A 20,051-nucleotide genomic window follows, 5' to 3' on the forward strand; every position below is an offset into this window, starting at 1 on the left:
GCCACCAACTTAAATAAGACAAGCCCCGGCATCCTAAAAGTTGCTGGGGTTTGTTTTATGCCGTCTGTTTGATGCCGTCTGCGATCGCATCTTCGACAGATTGAAAGCAGTTTATTTTAGGCGGCAACAAAAATGAGGACACAGCAGTGCTGTGTCCCTACTGTATATTTGTATTTTTCTAATTGGGACCAAATAAGACCCACCCTTAACCTAAACACTGAACCCTATACTTTCCGACGACCGTTTGTGCAAGCTTTATTTGTTAAAAAATTGCAATCGGATATCCATATTTTTTAAATCAGGATTTTAAATTACTAACTCGGCTGAGCTTCCAACCAATCAAAAATCTGGTTTAACTGTTCCAGTGTCACTAACCCGTACTGCCACAGAACCATCGGCAGTTCGCTGGCATCTTGTTCACCGTGTCGGAGAGCAACGGCGATCGCGGAATGCGATATTGCCAACTCTCCCCGCAAATAATCGATCAGTTGAGCCTTTCTCATCACCTTCACCGCCAGTTTTATGCGATTTTGTAAAGATATGTAGCTAATCAGTCTGTATCGGAAGTTTAATTGGTCTAATTTTAGGTTCACAATAGAGAACCTTGTGTGATGGAAACCTCACAAAACTTGTGATCAAATTCATATCAAAAAGCGATCGCAGTCACAATCACTCCGAAAATCAAAAATTGGGTTCCGCGATCGCTCGCTTCCCATGAATTCATTTAAAATTGCTAAAGTCCTAGCTGAAGCTGAACTCCCGCTTCTGTACCGCTGTCGGTTTGTTTTGGAGGTAAAGGATTTCCTTGACGCTGGGCGTCCGAAGGAGTAGTAATAAATTCCAATGGGCCCTCGATTTTGAGGCGAAATGTGTCGCCCAAGCTTCTTTCCCTTCTAGCAGAATTAGCCGCCGTTTCTGGTCCACCAATCAAGTTTTGGTAGTCCGAGTCTAAGGTTCTGTCCTCCACACTCCTCAACGAGTCCCCAGATAAAGTCGTTTCCGAATATTGGGGCGCTGGTTGCAGTCTTTGTTGGGCGAGAACCGCCGGAGTCAAACCGATAAAAATTGAGCTCAGTCCGAGAGCAGTGCCAAGAGTAGCAATAACTGCGTTCATCATCCATGCCTCCGCTAGTTGCATCCTACTATAGCAATCCTAAATGATTCAGATAAATTTGTAGAGGTAGTGCCTTTCTTTGCCTACTCCCTATCTATCGGGCAACCGGGCGTGGGATTGCCCCTACAATAATTATGCAAATGATGCGAGGATTGCTATATGCTTATTTTACCTAGCCGGAATTAAGTTGCACTCTATCAAAAGTAGCTGCTTGTGGAGATATCAATTAAAGTTCCTGTCAAAACTTATAGAAAACAAGCTAAAAACCCTGTGACTTCAGTCCAGGGATGAAAGCTCGCGGGAGACTTTAGTCTCCCAGTCAGCTTCCTGCTTCATCATTGTAAACTTTCATTAACTGGCTAAGGATTTTATGTCAGACGGTATAACATAAGAACCGGAGGTAAAGCCATGCTAGTTTTTGAGTTCAAAGCTTACGGAAAAAAGAATCAGTACAACGCAGTAGACGAAGCAATTCGTACCGCCCAATTTGTCCGCAATAGCTGTTTGCGGTATTGGATGGACAACAAAAAAGTGGGTCGGTACGACTTAAATAAATACTGCGCTGTGCTGGCTCGCGACTTTCCGTTTGCCGACGAACTCAATTCTCAAGCAAGACAATCGAGTGCAGAACGAGCATGGTCTGCGATCTCCCGATTCTACGACAACTGCAAGAAGAATGTACCGGGCAAAAAAGGATATCCGCAGTTCGTGAGAGATTGTCGTTCTGTCGAATACAAAACGACGGGTTGGAAGTTAGCCGACGATCGCAAATCCATCAATTTTACCGACAAGAAAGGGATTGGGCGATTAAAGCTAAAAGGCACACGCGACTTGCACTTCTACCAAATCAGTCAAATAAAAAGGGTGAGATTGGTAAAACGTGCTGATGGCGTCTACGTCCAATTCTGTGTGGATGTCGAGAGAAAGGAAAACACAGAACCGAATGGTACTACGATTGGATTAGATGTGGGATTGAAGGAATATTACACCGACTCGAACGGAACTACGGTGGAAAATCCCAGGTTTCTAAGAAAAGGTGAGAAAGTTCTCAAACGATCCCAGCGTCGCGTATCCAGAAAAGTTAAAGGTTCAAACAACAGGGGCAAGGCTAGGCAGATTTTAGGCAAACGCCACCTCAAAATAAGTAGACAGCGTAAAGACCATGCAATAAAACTTGCAAGGTGCGTAATCTCATCAAACGATGTAGTCGTCTACGAAGATTTGAGGATCAAAAACCTGGTGAAAAATCATTGCTTAGCTAAGTCTATTAACGATGCTTCTTGGTATCAATTCCGTGTTTGGCTTGAATACTTCGGAAAAGTGTTTGAGAAAATCACGGTAGCGGTAAATCCGCAATATACCAGCCAAGAATGCTCTAGCTGCGGTGCAATTGTAAAGAAATCGCTATCTACAAGAACGCACGTTTGTAAGTGCGGTTGTGTTTTAGATCGCGATGAAAACGCCGCTAGAAACATCCTTAGTCGAGGATTGGGTACGGTAGGGCATACCGGAACCTTTGGTCTTGAGCCAAACAACGCTTTAGGAGAGTTGACCTCTACTTTGACGCTCAGAAATCCTGTCTCAGCAAGTCGGTTCGTAGATTAAAGAATCTCCGTGCGTTCACGCCGGAGAGTGTCAAAACTTTGGATAGCGCTATGGGTCAAATAGAACTGACGCAGCAAGCGGGTTTAAACTCCAAAATACGTCATTTCAGGCATGAGTCAACCAAAAACTCGGTTTGTTTGATTAGCGCGCGTCAGGAGTGGAAAAATAGTTAGTGCTGGACGCACGGGTGGCTATCCACCGGGTTTTTTTCATAAAAATAGTTGGTTGCAGCCCGCCGACACGCTAAAAAAACCTGGTTTGAGATACCAGTTCCCAAAAAAAATGCAACAGCCGACAAATTCTAAGCCCTTACAGAATCAGTCTTTCCCACTTCTTTAATTCTTTAATCTCAACTCTATAATAGTATCAGCGTGTAGAGTGAGTCCCGGATGGAGACTGCATTCATCTCGATCGCCAATGTTCCCAAAGCGGACGATCGCGCTAAGATGGCGGTGGCAGTCGTTAAAAATTCAGTTGCCAGCGGCGGATTCCGAACTCTTAACAGCACTTGGCATACTAAAACCATCTCAACTTCAAAATCTGCGCTCATCAGGCTCTACTTTACCGAAATGTTCGGGGTTCGTAATATTTCTGCTTCATCATGCCAATCAGATATTTGACCGACCAAATTTTAAAAATGTCAGGCAAAGTGCCTATTCGCATCGTCCTTGTTGTGCCTTTTGCCCTCCAGACTTTCGCGGCGGTAGGGTTGACGGGGTGGCTGTCGCTGCGGAACGGGCGTATAGCCGTCAACGATGTTGCCGCACAACTGCGGACAGAAGTCACATCGCGTATCCAGCAACATATTAATAGTTATATTGAAACGCCACACCAAATCAATCAGCTCAATCTCGATGCCATCCGTCTCGGCCTTGTGAACCTGCAGGATAGTGATAGTTTGCAACGCTACTTCTACAAACAAATCAAAATTTTTGATAAAATTAGCTACATTCAATTCGCATCCGAAGAAAAAGATTTTATTGGAGTTGAACGCCTCGACGACGGCAAGTTGCAAGTTCAGATTTCTAATCCATCTACTGGCTATAATTTGCATAGCTACGCGCTGTCCGAGCTCGAGGAACCAACCAAGCTATTAAAAACTACTCTCAACTACGACCCCCGCGTCCGACCTTGGTACATAGCTCCGGTGCGCGCAGGCAAACCGACTTGGAGTAAAATCTATAATTTTTTTGACGCTCCAAAACTAGCGATTACGGCTGCTCAACCAGTTTATGGCGATGATGGTAAACTGATTGGCATCCTGGGTTCTGACTTGGCCCTTGCCAAGCTCAATCAATTCTTGGAAACTCTAAAAATTGGGAAATCAGGACAGACTTTTATTGTAGAAAGGTCTGGGCAATTGGTGGCAAATTCTACTAGGGAACCGCCATTTATTGTTAGCAATGGTGTTGCGAAACGGATTGTGGCAACGAGCAGCAAGAATGTTCTCATTCGATCGACCGCCCGCTATTTGACAGAACACTTCGGGGATTTGCACAAAATTGACAGATCTCGCCAGTTAGATTTTACGATCGACGGTCAACGGCAATTTCTACAGGTGACGCCGCTTTTAGACAGCAGGGGCCTCGACTGGTTGATTGTGGTGACGGTTCCTGAAGCCGATTTTATGGAAAGGATTCATGCCAACACTCAGTATACTGTGGTGATGTGTCTGGGTGCTTTGGTGCTGGCAACGGCGATTGGCGCTCTGACTTCTAGGTGGATTGTTGTACCGATTCGGCGTCTGAGCAGGGCTGCGGAGGCTTTGTCCCGGGGAGAATGGGACGGGATGGTGGTAGATTCCCGGTTGATGGCGTCTGTAGAGCGGGAGGATGAGGTGGGTGTCCTGGCTCGCTCTTTTAATATGATGGCCGCTCAATTGGAAGAGTCGTTTACTACTCTCGAAGATCGGGTACAATCTGCGATCGCCGACAAAAATGAATTAATTATTTCTCTGAAAAACTCGCAGCAAAAACTGGCTCTCCATCTTCACCAAACTCCTTTGGGAGCGATTGAATGGGATCTAAACTTTGAAGTAGCGGAGTGGAATTTGTCAGCGGAAAGAATTTTTGGCTACAACCGCTTGGAAGCTATGGGACGCCACGGAGTCGATCTCATCGTTCCTGAAAGTGCTAAGGAGTATGTCAGGCGACTATCTATAACTTTGCTCACTAATCAAGGAGGAGTTACCAGCCTTAACGAGAACATCAGAAAAGACGGCAAAATAATTTTGTGCGAGTGGTACAATACGACTTTGGTTGATGCTGACGGCAGCATCATTGGGGTGGCATCGCTGATTCAGGATGTGACTGAATTTCACAGTGCTGTGGAGAAGTTGCGGGCTAGCGAGGAGCGGTTTCGCCAGTTGGCAGAAAATATTCATGAGGTATTTTGGATTAGAGAACCCAATCAAAAACAGCTAGTTTATGTGAGCCCTGCTTGCGAAAAAATATGGAATTTGAGCTGTCAGAGTTTGCAGTCAGAACCGGAGGCTTTTTGGGATGCTATTCACCCGGAGGATGTCGATCGCGTCAAGGCAGCTTTTGAGAAACAGGTGCGGGGCGATTATGATGAGGAGTATCGGGTAGTGCGAGCCCCTACGGGGGCTACGCCAACGGAAGGTTCAGTTTGCTGGGTGCGCGATCGGGCTTTTCCAGTCCGCAACCAAACCGGAGAAATTTACCGCATCGTCGGTATTGCCGAAGATATTACCCAGCGCAAATTAGCAGAAGAATTCCAAAAGGTAGCTCAAACCGCTCAAGCAGCAAACCAAGCCAAAAGCGCCTTTTTAGCTAATATGAGCCACGAATTGCGAACTCCCCTCAACGCGATTATTGGTTACAGCGATATGCTCAAAGAAGACGCCGAGGATTTAGGCTGCGAAGATTTTATCCCCGACTTGCAAAAAATTCAAACAGCGGGCAAACACTTGCTATCTTTAATTAGCGACATTCTAGATATTTCTAAGATTGAAGCGGGTCGGATGGAACTTTACTTAGAAACTTTCAACCCGGTTAATTTAATTGACGAGGTAGTTTCTACTGTCAAACCCTTGGTAGATAAAAATTCTAATAAGTTTGAAGTTGATTGTGCTGACGACTTGGGAATGATGTATGCGGACATTACCAAAACTCGTCAAATATTGCTCAACCTGCTGAGCAATGCAGCCAAATTTACGGAACATGGCACTATTAGCCTCTGTATTGAAAGAGTTAAACATGACAGCTTAACCACTCAAGAAATAGCCGAACCTTCCGACTCAATAATTTTTCGCGTAGCTGATACGGGCATTGGGATTCCCCCCGAACAATTGCAGCATTTATTTCAAGCATTTATGCAGGGCGACGCATCAACTACCCGCAAGTATGGCGGCACGGGTTTGGGATTGACTATTAGTCGTCACTTTTGCGTGATGATGGGTGGCGATATGCACGTTGAAAGCGAGTTAGGTTGCGGTTCGGTTTTTACTGTGTGCTTGCCGGCCCGCGTTGAATTATTGGTCAGCAGTTAGTCTGGCTATCCGGGACGCAATTGTTATATCATTTCCGGTAACACCGGAATGATGTTGACTGTTGACGCCGTGAACAGTCAACTGTCAACGCCGTGAACACTGAACTCGAATTTACTATTCCGATGCTAACGGATTTGATCTTACACAAGAAACCAGGTTTATTGACAAAAAACCTACGCTTTTAGATAATTTATGAGCAATAAACCAAGGTGATGATAGGATGCAGCCTCAGTCTTATTCTAGTTAATTCGCCGTTTCTGCCGGCCCAAAAGTTGAGCTGTTAATACGCCGCCGACAAAGCCAAAGAAATGCGCTTGCCAGGAAACTCCCGGCTGCGACGGCAAAACTCCCCCAATTAAACTGCCGTAGAAGAAACCGACAATTAAAGATACCAAAATAGATGTAAAACTGCGTTCAAAATAGCCCCGCAGCAGCAAGAAACCGAAGTAACCAAAGATTAATCCGCTGGCACCAATGTGAACGGAATAGGGCGCGCCAGTCAGCCAAACTCCGAATCCGCTGACTAGCACAGTGACGGCACTCACAATAAAAAAGTCGCTCATTTCTCGCAGCATTATCAACCAACCCAATGTCACAAAAGGGAGGGTATTGGCGGCTAAGTGAGCAAAACTGCCATGCAGAAAAGGCATCAACAGGATGCCTTGAAGTCCGTCGAGGCTGCGGGGGCGGACTCCGTAGGCATTCAGCCTGCCTCGGAACAGGAATACATCGACAATTTCGATAATCCACAGAAGGGAGACGAAGCCACCGAGAATGGCGGCGTGGCTTTGCAATTCGCGGGTGATAGCTTTGGTTTCTGGGTTACTCATGGGTGGTGAGGGCGGTGATACCGATTATTTCTCATTGTATGAGTTTCTGAGCGATCGCGAGCAAAGATTGTTGGGTCGAGGTTCCAGGGTTTTTTGCAGCAGAGCTTATTTAGAAATATTATAAGTTTTATTAAAAGTTCCGCATTTTCACGTATAGGATAATTCACGTCGATGCGTCACAATTGTAATTGAACTACAAAAGGAGAGTCAACCGAAGGTTGAAGCTAGAACGTAGAAGACAGAATTTTTACCCTATCAATCAATTGTTGGGCTTGAAATGAGGACACTTTTTAGATCGCACACCGTGACTAAAAAAAATCAGGAACAACTTTTCTCGCCCTAAGTCATTAATTTAAGAAGTTCAATCCGGTAAAGCAAAACGAGATGCTGTAGATACTGATTGTAGATAATATCGCACAAGCTCTACAGAGAGTTCTTGGCACCTCGTTATAAAAGAGGAAGAGAGCAAAATGAACGTATTTGAGCATACAGTCTCCTACCGAACTCTGCCACATTGGGTAGGATTTGGCAAACAAGAAACCGCCGTTAATGTCGCTACAATTTCTCAACCTTACGGTCAAAAGCCACACTTTGACCCATTGCATCCGCTAAAACAATGGCTTGATAACACTGCAATTAAAAGTCAAAAGTTGGCTCGGTTGCTGTGTAAGTTTATTCCCAGCCAGTGTCCGTTTGAGCGAGAAGTCAAAATTGGCGATCGCACTTTATTTTCCATTCCGCCACTGTGCAAGTTAAATCCGCTTTACGAGCAAGTGGTTGGGCTGCGCTTTCGAGCTTTGTGTTATTTGGCTGACGAGTGTGGCGAAGATGTAACTCCTTATTGTTAATTCTGCAAAAACTTAAATTTTTCACTGTCTTTTCACCCTCCCTTCTCCTTGTTGGGGAGGGTTTTTGTTTTGTGCGGGCTTTCCGGGATAAAAAGTGCGTTCAATTTCTTGATAGTCGAGTAAATCAGCTTTAAATCCATTCTTTTTTTATTGATATTTACCTCAAGGGTAGTTGTTTGGGAGGTTTTCGTGGTTCGCCTCTTGCGTAACTTTATTGGGTAATCTCCCAAAATATGTACGGTTTTGTCCCCGCCACAGCGCTATGAGCTAGATACCATTAGAAAAGTGTCAATCGATTTTAGATTTTAGATTTTAGATTTTAGAGGCGACCCCACGGATAAATGCGGGGGCTTGAGGATTTTCGATTTTCGATTTGGGATTGATTCCACGGATAAATCACGTGGCGGGTACCATCAAGAAATTCTTGGTCAAGGACACCACCAATATATGTAGGTTGAGCAGTGGAGTGGGGCAACCCACAATTAAAGTTCAGGTTTACTCCCCACATTTTTTACAAAATTGATATATTAGTAATTGGTGCCAATATTTAAGCGATTTCAAGAATATAACTAACACTAAATGTCAAAATCACGAACTCGGTAATTACCGGGTACAAATTATCAAATATTTCAACTATCTAACTAATACCAAGTGTTGAAAAAAACGTTTTTTGCCGTAATTATTGCGCTTTTATCTTTTATGGTTGCACTCATCCTATCAGCTCAAAGTTCTGAGGCTGTCAATGAACTATATGTATTTGGGGACAGCCTTTCGGATATGGGAATGGTGTTTCGATCGAGCGGGGGTCAATATCCGCCTCGTTCGACTTACTTTCAAGGGCGTTACTCGAATGGTAAAGTTTGGGTAGAGTATCTTGCCGATCGCCTAAAGTTGCCGCCTGAACGAGTCACTAATTTGGCCTATGGAGGTGCAACAACGGGGAGCGATCGCAATAGCCTTGTCCCTGGTGTGTTAGCTCAAGTTCAGTCATGGACTAAATCCCAAAAACAGGCAAATCCTCATGCGCTGTATGTACTGTGGGCGGGTGCAAATGACTATTTGCAGGGGGTAAATAATGCGAATCTTCCCGTTGAAAATGTGGCGAAGGCGATCGCGTCTCTTGCTGATGTGGGTGCCAAAAATATCCTGCTGGCAAATTTACCAGATTTGGGGCAGTTACCGGCGACGCGAACAGCCGCTAATTCTGCAAGGCTCACTGCATTAACACAAGCGCACAATCAGGGTTTGAGGCGAACGGTTAAGGTATTAAATCAACAGCATTCTGACTTAAAGATTGCGACTCTGGATGCTAATGCGCTTTATCAGGAAGCGATCGCAAACCAGGCTAAATATGGCTTGACTAATGTGACGAGTGCGTGTTTATCGGGTGGAGGTGTTTGTGGTAGTCCCGATCGATTTTTGTTTTGGGACGGCATTCATCCGACGACTGCCGCACACAAAATTTTGGGGGAAGCAGCATCCGCAATTGTGCAGGAGAGTGGAATGATTAAATCTGGATTGGGGACGTTTCGGTAAACCATTTTAAGGCTTTCCGGGCGATCGCCACAAGACAGGGATACTCCCTTTTCGTAGAGGTTGACATGATTTTTTGCATGAGAGCAAGATTGGCTCATCTGATATTGTAGAAATTTTCCTCGTGGGCGATCGCACGCTTTTTGGAAAAGGGCGATCGTCAGTTAATATACTTCATCATGCGTCCCAATATCAATCAAGACGATCAATTCCTCTTGCGTTTCATTATCTTGCTCAAAAGTATAGATAATTCGGCAATCGGACTCTACCCAACAAGCCCAAAGTCCTTCTAATTGCCCCCGCAGTTTATGTGCCTTCAATGAAGGAGAAAATGGATCGTTTACTAACAACTCCAAAACCGAAAATATTTTCTCACCTAATTGCGGATTTCTCTTGATAACCCGTTTAAAAGCCCGTTTAAAACTGTTGTTCCAAACTAGAGTTTTCATTCTTCATCCAGTAAATCAGCTTTTAACTGTGCAAAGTTGCCTCGCTTGGCTGTGCCGGCTTTTAAAGCACTCAAAACCTCTCTTGCATTGCTAGCAATTTCCAATCGCCGATTTTCAATTCGCCGTTTCTGAATTAATTCAATTAACAAATCTTGCTCTTCAATTGCCAGAGATTCTACATATTCGATCGCGGTCTGGAAAGCAACAGAATTAGCCATAAAGAACTTTTCTATGTTTGAAAAGTGACAGTGCATTTCTATTTTACTAAGTAAGGTGGGCAAATGCCCACCCTACCAACTAACTACGCGCCGACAGATTCCTTCGCTGCGTAAAGCACCTCAACGGTAATCTTATCAATCCCCCGATCGCGCGCAAACTTCTCAGTATTCCGTTTCACCTTACCCCGCACAAAACCAGGGATTTTGTTCAACTCAGCCTGTCCATCCTTCGTCCAACCCATATCAGAGTCAGCCGAAATACCCTTCGTAATCACTTCCTTGGTATCGTGGCCGCCGAAGATTTCCAGCAAGTGGTCTTCCATTCCCAAAGTGAAGGAATTGTAGACCAAATCTACGCACTGATTCGTGCCTTCATAACCCAAAAATGGCTTGTAGCCGATCGGGAAATTTTGGACGTGAATCGGTGCAGCAATTACGCCGCAGGGAATATCCAACCGCTTACCTACGTGGCGTTCCATTTGGGTGCCGAAAATTGCCGAAGGTTCCGCTTTGGCGATCGCATCTCCGATCGCCCCGTGATCATCCGTCACCAGCACTTCATCGCAATACTCGCTAACCTGTTCCCGGAACCAGTCAGCGTCGTGTTTGCAGTAGGTTCCTGCCCACACAACGTGGATTCCCATCTCGCGAGCCAAAATCTTCGTCATCGCCGCAGCGTGCGTATTATCGCCAAATACGACGGCTTTTTTGCCCGTTAAGTTTTGGCAGTCGATCGATCGCGAAAACCAAGCAGCCTGCGACACAAATCGAGTTTGTTGGTCAATAAAGTTTTCGTAATCAACATCCGCACCTTGAGCATTCAAAACTTGCTGAATCTTGCGGATACAGCGCGCAGTTTCTACCACACCCATCGGCGTAATATCCACCATCGGCGTACCGAATTCTTTTTGCAAATACTCCCCGCTCATCATCCCCAATTCCCGATAAGGAACCAAGTTAAACCAGGCGCGCGGCAGTCTTTTTAAGTTATGAACCGAAGCACCTTCGGGAATAACTTCGTTGACTTCAATGCCCAAATCAGCCATCAAACGCTTCAACTCGGTGCAGTCGTGCTGGTTGTGGAAACCCAGCGTAGACATACCGATAATGTTGACAGATGGTTTTTCGCTTTTGGCTTCTACTAAATCGCCTTTTTTGCGGGCTTTGTTAATGTAAAATTGGACGATTTGATCCAAAGTGCGATCGGCCGCTTGCAGTTCGTTGACGCGGTAATGGTTAACATCCGCCAGCAATACATCGCCTTTGGCATCCAATTGAGCTCGTTCCACGAAGTTTTCCAAGTCTTCTTGCAGAATGCTGGAGGTGCAAGTCGGGGTGAGCACGATTAAATCTGGGTGTTCTTCTCTGTCTTTGCGGGTGATGTTGTCCACCACCCGTTCTTGCGAACCCCGCGCCAGTACGTGTCTGTCAACGACGCTGGTAGTCACCGGGGTGAAATCCCGTTCCCTCTCCAGCATGGAACGCATGACGTTGAAATAGTCGTCTCCAATCGGTGCGTGCATGATTGCATGGACGTTTTTGAAGGAAGTGGCGACGCGCAAAGTGCCGATGTGGGCTGGCCCTGCGTACATCCAATAAGCCAATTTCATAGTTTTTTTCCTGGTGCTGGTTGAGAATTGCCCGATCGGGCGATTACTGCTAAATTTTAAGGTTGTTTCTGATTTTCTCACCGGATGAATCCTTGAGAAATACTAAGTTTCTGAGGATTTACACATTTGGGAAATGCTCAAACGCTTTGCCTGCTTGGCATTTGACTCGCAATTCAAACAACTTTACCTTGGTTTTATGGCAATAATTCTTAATCTTTCCTAAAATTTTCTTAAGAGTTAGGCAAATTTGATTAATGTAGGGTTCGCTGCCGCGCACCAGACAAGGTGCAATAATTCTGCATTTTTTGTGAAATTTACTCTGCTCAAACGCTCAATCGATTTTAGATTTTAGATTTTAGATTTTAGATTAAAGAATTGAAGCATTGACCCCACGGATAAATTGGGGGGGCAAGTTTCATCGGATACAGGTTTTTTATTTCTCCACAGATGAAGCCGGGGGCTTGTATCCTAGATGCTTTCGGTCAGTTAGCTAAACAGACGGGAATCCCCACACTATATCGCTTCGATTAGTGTGGGATGAAAGGCGCGTGAGGTGAGGATTCCACCCGTCTAGCAATTCAAAACATAGTTTTGAATTGCTAGACGGGTGGATGACGAAACAAACAAACTCTTTGTTTAACGAGTCTATTTTGTACTTCAATATACTTTACTCATGCACTTGACAGTAAATAAAGTATTCTGGTACAGTAACACTAATTGATATGTACCGACCACGCCAAAGGAATGAGAAGCTCTTACCAATATCGATTACGTCCAACAAAGTTACAAGCCATTGAAATCGACAGATGGCTGTCGATGCTATGGGCTCAATACAATTACTTGTTGGCTGATAGATTCAATTGGGACGAGCAAAACCGTTCTCCCATCAATGCGTGTCCGCTAGTTTGCCATTTACCCGAACTGCGGGATAATCCCGAATATTACAGTCAGAAAAAAACGTTACCTCAACTCAAGAAAACTCATCCTTGGTATGCCGAGATTTACTCTCAAGTTCTTCAAGATGTAGTTAAGCGAGTTAAGGTATCTTTTGATCGTTTCCTAAAAGGTGATAGCAACGGAAAGCGTAGTGGCCGACCTCGATTTAAACCACGCAGTCGTTATCGCACGTTCACTTATCCTCAAGTTAAAGACGGTTGTTTACAAAATAACTTAATTAACTTGCCGATGCTTGGAAAAGTTAAGGTTGTTTTACACCGTTCCATACCTAATGGATTCAAAATCAAAACCGTCTCTATCACTAAAAAGGCTGATGGGTACTATCTTACGCTCTCCCTAGAAGATTCAACAGTTCCTACGATTAAACCAGATTTTAATCCTCAAAAGATTAGTGGAATTGATGTTGGGCTAAAGAATTTCTTGACAACCTCTGAGGGCGAAACAGTTGCAATTCCTCAACATTACCGCAAAGCCGGGAAACGTCTGCGAACTATTCAGAAGCGAGTATCGCGTCGTAAAAAAGGTAGCAACCGGAGACAGAAAGCAGTTAAGCAACTGGGAAAATGTCACAAGAAAGTAGCAGAGAAGCGTAAAGACTTTCATTTTAAGACGGCTAACGAGCTGTTGAAAAAATATGATGTTGTTGCGGTTGAAAATTTGAATATTAAAGGACTGGCTCGTACAAAATTAGCTAAATCTGTGTTGGATGCTGGGTGGTCAAGCTTTCTGTCGATTCTAACAAATAAAGCCGTAAATGCTGGTGTGTTGGTAATCCCAGTAAGTGCCTACAATACTTCACAAGATTGCTCTAGTTGTGGCGAAAAAGTACCAAAAAAGCTGCATATTCGTTGGCATGACTGCCCTCACTGTGGGTGTAGTCTAGACCGCGATCATAATGCAGCAATAGGAATCAAAAATAGGGCGGTGGGTCATCCCGTGCTTAAAGCTCAGTCAATGTCCGAAGCAATAGCTGGAGTCACCCAGATGCCTACACCAATGGTGACAGCTTGTGTTGGTGTAGGAGTATGTCACTATTGTTAATCGATCGGTCAAAATAGATAGAACTGAAGGAACTTGCAGATTCCGAAGCAACACTTAACTCCCTCCGCGCCTTGGTAGCGAATTATAGTTAAGATTTGCACCGCCCGGTTTTTTTCAAGCACCCCCAATTCGTGCCCGATCGCCGGAAAAAATAAATCTTTCAGCACTTGCGTATTTTCACGAGATGTGGTGACGCTCCACGAAAGTCAAGCGATTGCTGGGAATCTGAGATGATTTAGTTGTCAGCATGGCGATCGAGCATTAAAGTAAATGCTTGCACAAATCCTGTATTTGTGATTTTGTTTACCTAACTGCGGAGGTGACGAAAGCCCCAGCGTGCTTTTGTCAGCAGCAGCTCATTCCTGTCAAGGCCTGCCTTCCCACACATCCCAAAAGATAGCTCTTGAGCGATAATGAAGAATAATATAGGATTTACGAAAAGAAACCCGATTTACCCGAAAAAATCTTGGGTTTGTCAACGACTAGCAACGAAGAAACCGGGTTTCTAGCCCGCCGCGCGTCAGTCCTGTAACATTGACCAAGCACACCTAATTTGAGAGAACCCAACTATGATGGCAATTCCCGGCGTTGCAGTTCTCGCTCTCATTTATGAAAGCAGCACTTCCCTGGTTTACCGCGGCCACAACGAGCAGAACAACCAACCTGTTATTATCAAACTTATCAAAGAAGACTATCCGACTCCTGAAGAACTGAATAGATACAAGCGCGAATATGAGATCACTGCCAACTTAAGCCTGTTGGACGGAGTTGTGAAAGTGTATAAGTTGCAACAGGTTAGAAATAGTCTGGCAATGATCTTAGAAGATTTTGGCGGGGAATCTTTAAAAATATTTATGGGTTCCCAAAAATTTACCCTTTTAGGATTTCTGACTACTGCCATCAAAGTTGCTGAAACTTTGGGAGAAATTCACGGAAAAAATGTAATTCATAAAGATATAAACCCCTCTAATATAGTTTTTAATCCTGCTACAGGACAAGTGAAGCTCATAGATTTTAGCATCTCAACAGCATCCAACCTGGAAAATATCCCCAATAAAAATCCCAATTTTTTAGAAGGCACTTTAGCCTATATGTCGCCCGAACAAACCGGCAGAATGAACCGGGTAGTCGATTACCGCACCGACTTTTATTCCCTCGGCGTGACCTTCTATGAAATCCTGGCAGGACAACTCCCTTTTGCCACTACAGATCCTATGGAGTTAGTTCACTGTCACATCGCCAAACAGCCAGTACCTCTCGCTGAAATAGCCCCAGAAATTCCTAAAGCTGTTTCAGATATTGTGATGAAATTGTTAGCAAAAACCGCTGAGGAGCGCTATCAAAGTGCTTGGGGACTAAAAGCAGATTTGGAATCCTGCCTGTTTCAGTGGCAAACATCTGGGTTTGTTTCCGATTTTACTCTCGGCAGCCAAGATATTTCCGACAAATTTCAAATACCTCAAAAACTTTACGGGAGACAGCGAGAAGTTGAAACTCTTTTAGCGGCATTTGAACGGGTAGCAGCAACAAATAATCGAGGCTACCGCACCGACGATTCTCAAATTTCTGTCATCAAAAAAGAGATCAAATCGAAAAAAGAAATTCCCTTGTCAGTTTTGGCGAGAGGACAGCATAAATCCCGTAGCGAGATGATGCTGATTGCCGGTTATTCCGGCATTGGCAAATCTGCAATGGTGAAGATTTTAGACAAACCTATTACCCGCAGGCGCGGCTATTTTATTTGGGGAAAGTTTGACCAGTACAAGCGGACTATTCCTTATTCTGCCGTTGTCAGCGCTTTTTCGGAATTGGTGCGGCAACTCTTAACTGAAAGCGAGGCTCAATTAGCAGTTTGGCGCGAAAAACTCCGCACTTCCTTCGGTCAAAACGGGCAAATTATTATTGATGTCATTCCCGAAGTTGAACTAATTGTCGGAGCTCAGTCTCCTGTAGCTGAATTGGGGCCGACGGAATCTCTGAACCGCTTTAATTTAGTATTTCAAAATTTCATTCGCGTATTTTGCCAGCCAGAACATCCGCTGGTCATTTTTCTCGACGATTTGCAGTGGGCTGATTCGGCTACTCTCAAATTGATCGAATTGATGATGACAGATGAAGCTACGCAATATCTGTTTTTAATTGGTGCTTATCGGGATAATGAAGTTAGTCCTACTCATCCTTTAATGATGACTTTGGAGACGCTGCGAAATCAGGAAGCTATCATTAATCAGATTGCTTTGTCGCCGCTGGGGGTGGAAAACATCACTCATTTGATTGCCGAGACTTTGCACAGCGATCGAGAATCTGTCAAGCCCTTAGCTGAATTGGTCATCAGCAAAACCGATGGTAATCCTTTTTTTGTCAATCAATTCCTACAAACATTGTATCAGGAAAACCTGCTAGTTTTTCACCCGCCACAGTCAGGGAGCAAGGGCGGCTGGCATTGGGATATGACTCAAATTGAGCAGTGCGCTATCACTGACAATGTAGTAGATTTGATGGTACAAAAATTGAGAAAACTGCCAAGTTCAACGCAGCAAGTTTTGCGTTTGGTGGCTTGTTTGGGCAACGAATTTGACTTGAATACTCTTTCTTTAATTAATGAAAAAGAAGCCTCGGAAACTTTTTCTCACCTGTTGCCCGCGATTAAATCGGGACTGATTCTGCCAACTTCGGAATTGGAAAGCAAGTCATTAGATTACGTGCTGTTTCCACTATTAATTCTGAATTATAAATTTTTGCACGATCGCGTACAGCAAGCCGCTTACGCTCTGATCGACGACTCGCAAAAAAAGGCAGTTCACCTGAAAATAGGCAGGCAAATCCTAGAAAACACCCCGGCTGAATATCGCGCTGACAGAATCTTTGAATTAGTCGATCACTTGAATGTAGCTCGATCGCTAATTAAAGACGATCGAGAATTAATTGAACTGGCAACCCTGAATTTAGACGCAGCCCGCAGAGCCAAAGATGCCACTGCTTATGTTGCTGCCTTGCAGTATTTGACCGCAGGCATGGACGGTTTGAGCGCCGATATTTGGGATGCCCACTACGATTTAGCCTTTGCCTTGCACATGGAGCGAGCAAATGTTGAGTATTTAAACGGTTTTTTTGAGAATTCTGAAGAATTTATTAATATAACTCTGGAAAAAGCGCGATCGCCCTTAGAAAAGGTAGAAATTTACAACCTGCTGATCGTGCAGTACACCCTGCGGGCGAAGTACGAAGAAGCCGTTAAAGCCGGAATCAAAGCTTTGGACTTACTAGGCATTGACTTGCCCCTAGACGGGCTACAAAAAGTCATATCCGAAGAATTTGCAGCAGCCACAAATATTTTAGCAGGTAGAGAAATAGCTTCCCTGATTGACGCCCCCGAAATGACTGTACCAGACAAAAAAGTTGCAGTCAAATTAATTACAAACTTGCTGACATCGGCGTACCTCAAAAATCCAGACTTGTGGAAAGTCAGCGTTTTAAAAGGAGTCAATCTTTCTCTACAATACGGTTTAGTACCCGAAGCCTCTCTTTGCTATGCTGGCTACGGTATGTTCTTAAACGCAGTTTCGGGAGATTACAAAGCTGCGTATCAATTCGGCTTGCTATCGCTGAATCTCAGCGAAAAATCTGGCAATATTGGCTTGAAGTGCAGAGCTTGTTCATCCCTGGTCAGTATTTTTTATTACTGGTTCAACCACATCAAAGATTCCCACGCGATCAGCAATGAAGGATATCAAGCAGCTTTAGAATCAGGAGATTTAGAGTATGCGGGTTATATCCTGTCCAACCGCATAGCTAACTCATTTTTTCAAGGTAAAGAAATCTCGCAAATTCTGGTCGATACGAGCAGGTATTTGCAGTTCAGCCAAAAAACCAAAAATCAGCTCGTAACCGATATATTATTAGGAGTAGAGTTAATCCTGCGTAACTTGAGCAAACTAACTCCTGAAAAGTTTGTATTTGAAAGCGAAGATATCAGCGAAGCTGAATACGTACACAACTGTCAAGCTCATCAAAATTTGTACTCGCTCTGCCTTTATCAGATTCGCAAATGCCAGGTAATGTACTGGTACGGCAACTTCAACGAAGCGCTACAACTAGCTTTTGAAGTAGAAAAACAGCTATCTTTTATTACCGGAGCCATACCCGCTACTGAATGGAATTTTTTCTTTTCTCTAACTTTAGCCGCCGTTTTCCCAAATGTTTCAGAAGAGAAGCAAAAGGAATATTTGGAAAAGTTAGAGGAAAACCAAAAACAGATGAAAATTTGGGCAGACAACTGTGCCGAAAATTTTCTGCACAAGTACCTTTTAGTACAAGCAGAAATCGCCAGAATTTCCAAGAAAGATTCAGAAGCTGTAGAACTGTACGATTTCTCTATAAATTTAGCCCAAGACAATGAGTTTGTCCAAAATGAAGCGCTAGCTAATGAACTAGCAGCTAAGTTTTGGTTGAGTAAAGGCAAGTATCAATATGCCAAAATCCACTTGCGCGAAGCTCACTCGTGCTACTTGCGCTGGGGTGCAGTTCGCAAAGTAGAAGATTTAGAACAGAAGTATCCGCAGTTGCGGGAAATGACGCCGATCAACGGAAGTTTTAACAACAATCAAACTACCACAACTATTCATACTTCTACGGGCAGCGATGCGAGAGTCCTGGATTTGGCAACGGTAATGAAAGCATCTCTGGCGATTTCTAGCGAAATTGTCCTCGATAAGTTGCTGGCTTCTTTGATGAGAATCTCCTTAGAAAATGCAGGTGCTCAATTAGGTTTTCTGATTTTAGTCAGAGATGGTCAACTGTTGATTTCAGCTAAAGCCTCAGTATTTGCTGAAGATGTAGCTGTGCTGCAATTTACGCCTGTTGAAGGCTATCAGGATTTACCTGTGACGGTTATTAATTATGTGGAAAGGACTCGCTCGGATTTGGTGTTGAGCAATGCGGCGGCTGAGGGACTATTTACAGCAGATCCTTACGTTGCCAAACACAAACTCCAATCTATTTTGTGTACTCCCATCATCAATCAAGGCAAACTAATCGGCATTCTTTATTTAGAAAACAATTTGACTGTCGGAGCATTTACTCCCCACAGATTGGAAGTTTTAAGGTTGCTTTCTTCCCAAGTTGCTATTTCTTTGGAAAATGCTCTACTTTACAATTCTGTGGAACAGAAAGTGCAAGAGCGGACGCAGGAGTTAAATGAAAAAAACGAGCGTTTAGAACAAACTTTGCGCGAACTTAAACTAACTCAAGCTCAATTAATCCAAACGGAAAAGATGTCTAGTTTGGGGCAAATGGTCGCTGGTGTAGCTCACGAAATTAATAATCCTGTAAGTTTCATCTACGGCAATCTCAATCCGGCTAGCGAATACGTTAAAGACTTGTTAAAATTGATTGAGCTTTACCAGCAGCACTATCCAGAGCCTGCTGAGGAAATTCTCGAAGAAATAGAAACAATTGAGCTGGAATTCTTGAGCGAGGATTTGCAAAAGCTGCTGGATTCCATGAAAGTAGGAGCGGAAAGAATCCGGGATATTGTGCTAAGCTTGCGGAATTTCTCGCGCCTCGACGAAGCGCAAATGAAGTCGGTAGATATCCATCAAGGCATCGACAGTACGGTGATGTTGCTGCAACCGCGCCTGAGAAAAGAGGGCGGGCGTTTGGGAATTGAGGTGATTAAAAATTACAGCACGCTACCCCTAATTACTTGTTATGCGTCTCAGTTGAATCAGGTGTTTATGAATATTTTGACAAATGCGATCGATGCTCTCCTCGTAGCAAGAGATTGCCCGGAAAACTCTCATAAACAGCCTACTATTACAATTTCTACAGAGGTGACTGACAGGAATTCTGCCATAATTAGAATTGCCGACAGCGGGCCGGGGATGAGCACTGAGGTGCTGCACAAGATATTCGATCCATTTTTTACAACTAAGCCCGTGGGTTCGGGAACTGGTTTGGGATTGTCTATTTCTCACTCGATTGTTGTTAGTTCTCACGGCGGAAAATTGACTTGCGTTTCTGCACCCGGAGAGGGGAGCGAGTTTATTATTGAAATTCCGATCGCCCCCCGGCAAGTTTTGTAATCGGCGCTACTATCAACCCACAGCAAGGCTGAAAGAGTAATGATGTTTCAGGGAAAATGGAAGAATAAACGTCTCTACCTCTCTTTATTTGCGTAAATCCGCTTGCGCCGTTCGTGATTGTTGACGATTCGGCGAAGCTGATTGGGCATCGCGGTTGCAGGAATTCATAAAATAAGTTAGGAATGAGAATTAAATAACTTCCACAAGCTTGTGGGATGGGCGTCCCGCCCGTCCTTTTTGGACGGGCGGGAC

13 protein-coding genes are annotated in these 20,051 nt (G+C 44.2%); 6 read left to right on the forward strand and 7 right to left on the reverse strand.

Annotated features, from left to right (window positions below):
- Window positions 1-314: 314 nt before the first annotated feature.
- Both QUB04_RS25475 and QUB04_RS25480 read right to left on the reverse strand, forming a co-directional pair.
- A complete protein-coding gene (locus QUB04_RS25475) occupies window positions 315-503 on the reverse strand; it encodes a DUF2949 domain-containing protein (RefSeq protein ID WP_333288704.1) in 189 nt (62 codons plus the stop codon).
- Between the two features lie 230 nt (window positions 504-733).
- Entirely contained in the window at window positions 734-1,117 is a 384-nt protein-coding gene (locus QUB04_RS25480) for a hypothetical protein (protein WP_333288678.1), read from the reverse strand.
- 405 nt (window positions 1,118-1,522) lie between these two features.
- Here QUB04_RS25480 and QUB04_RS25485 point away from each other — a divergent pair, with 405 nt between their 5' ends.
- The gene (locus QUB04_RS25485; protein ID WP_333288680.1) at window positions 1,523-2,719 is read left to right on the forward strand and encodes a transposase; all 1,197 of its coding nucleotides are present in this window, start codon (window positions 1,523-1,525) and stop codon (window positions 2,717-2,719) included.
- A gap of 355 nt (window positions 2,720-3,074) precedes the next feature.
- Here QUB04_RS25485 and QUB04_RS25490 read toward each other — a convergent pair whose 3' ends face one another.
- Window positions 3,075-3,269: a hypothetical protein gene (locus tag QUB04_RS25490; protein ID WP_333288682.1), complete on the reverse strand. Its 195-nt coding sequence runs from the start codon at window positions 3,267-3,269 to the stop codon at window positions 3,075-3,077.
- 87 nt (window positions 3,270-3,356) lie between these two features.
- Here QUB04_RS25490 and QUB04_RS25495 point away from each other — a divergent pair, with 87 nt between their 5' ends.
- A complete protein-coding gene (locus QUB04_RS25495; protein WP_333288684.1) occupies window positions 3,357-6,230 on the forward strand; it encodes a PAS domain S-box protein in 2,874 nt (957 codons plus the stop codon).
- A 239-nt stretch (window positions 6,231-6,469) separates the two neighbouring features.
- On the opposite strand, the gene QUB04_RS25500 is transcribed toward QUB04_RS25495, so the two are convergent.
- Window positions 6,470-7,060, reverse strand: a complete 591-nt coding sequence (locus QUB04_RS25500) for a rhomboid family intramembrane serine protease (RefSeq protein WP_333288686.1) — start codon at window positions 7,058-7,060, stop codon at window positions 6,470-6,472.
- A 470-nt stretch (window positions 7,061-7,530) separates the two neighbouring features.
- On the opposite strand from QUB04_RS25500, the gene QUB04_RS25505 reads away from it, so the two are divergent.
- Together QUB04_RS25505 and QUB04_RS25510 are read left to right on the forward strand one after the other, a co-directional pair.
- Window positions 7,531-7,908 (forward strand): Mo-dependent nitrogenase C-terminal domain-containing protein, encoded by a 378-nt coding sequence (locus QUB04_RS25505; protein WP_333288689.1) that lies wholly within the window; start codon window positions 7,531-7,533, stop codon window positions 7,906-7,908.
- Between the two features lie 699 nt (window positions 7,909-8,607).
- Window positions 8,608-9,444 carry an SGNH/GDSL hydrolase family protein gene (locus QUB04_RS25510; RefSeq protein ID WP_333288691.1) on the forward strand — a complete coding sequence of 279 codons (837 nt, stop codon included), beginning with the start codon at window positions 8,608-8,610 and terminating at the stop codon, window positions 9,442-9,444.
- Between the two features lie 161 nt (window positions 9,445-9,605).
- Here the strand turns inward: QUB04_RS25510 and QUB04_RS25515 are convergent, their stop codons facing one another.
- The 3 genes from QUB04_RS25515 to bchB form a co-directional block, all read right to left on the reverse strand.
- The gene (locus QUB04_RS25515) at window positions 9,606-9,890 is read right to left on the reverse strand and encodes a type II toxin-antitoxin system mRNA interferase toxin, RelE/StbE family (protein ID WP_333288694.1); all 285 of its coding nucleotides are present in this window, start codon (window positions 9,888-9,890) and stop codon (window positions 9,606-9,608) included.
- On the reverse strand, window positions 9,887-10,108 hold the full coding sequence (locus tag QUB04_RS25520; RefSeq protein ID WP_333288696.1) for a hypothetical protein: 222 nt from the start codon (window positions 10,106-10,108) through the stop codon (window positions 9,887-9,889). Before QUB04_RS25520 ends, QUB04_RS25515 begins: the two co-directional genes overlap by 4 nt.
- Window positions 10,109-10,191: 83 nt before the next feature.
- Window positions 10,192-11,718, reverse strand: a complete 1,527-nt coding sequence (bchB, locus tag QUB04_RS25525; protein ID WP_333288698.1) for a ferredoxin:protochlorophyllide reductase (ATP-dependent) subunit B — start codon at window positions 11,716-11,718, stop codon at window positions 10,192-10,194.
- A 744-nt stretch (window positions 11,719-12,462) separates the two neighbouring features.
- Here bchB and QUB04_RS25530 point away from each other — a divergent pair.
- Together QUB04_RS25530 and QUB04_RS25535 are read left to right on the forward strand one after the other, a co-directional pair.
- Complete coding sequence (locus QUB04_RS25530; protein ID WP_333288700.1) at window positions 12,463-13,716, forward strand: transposase; 1,254 nt, start codon at window positions 12,463-12,465, stop codon at window positions 13,714-13,716.
- A gap of 569 nt (window positions 13,717-14,285) precedes the next feature.
- Window positions 14,286-19,799: an AAA family ATPase gene (locus QUB04_RS25535; protein ID WP_333288702.1), complete on the forward strand. Its 5,514-nt coding sequence runs from the start codon at window positions 14,286-14,288 to the stop codon at window positions 19,797-19,799.
- The last annotated feature ends 252 nt before the right edge of the window (window positions 19,800-20,051 follow it).

This window comes from Microcoleus sp. D2_18a_B4 (assembly GCF_036702475.1).
Lineage (GTDB): Bacteria > Cyanobacteriota > Cyanobacteriia > Cyanobacteriales > Microcoleaceae > Microcoleus.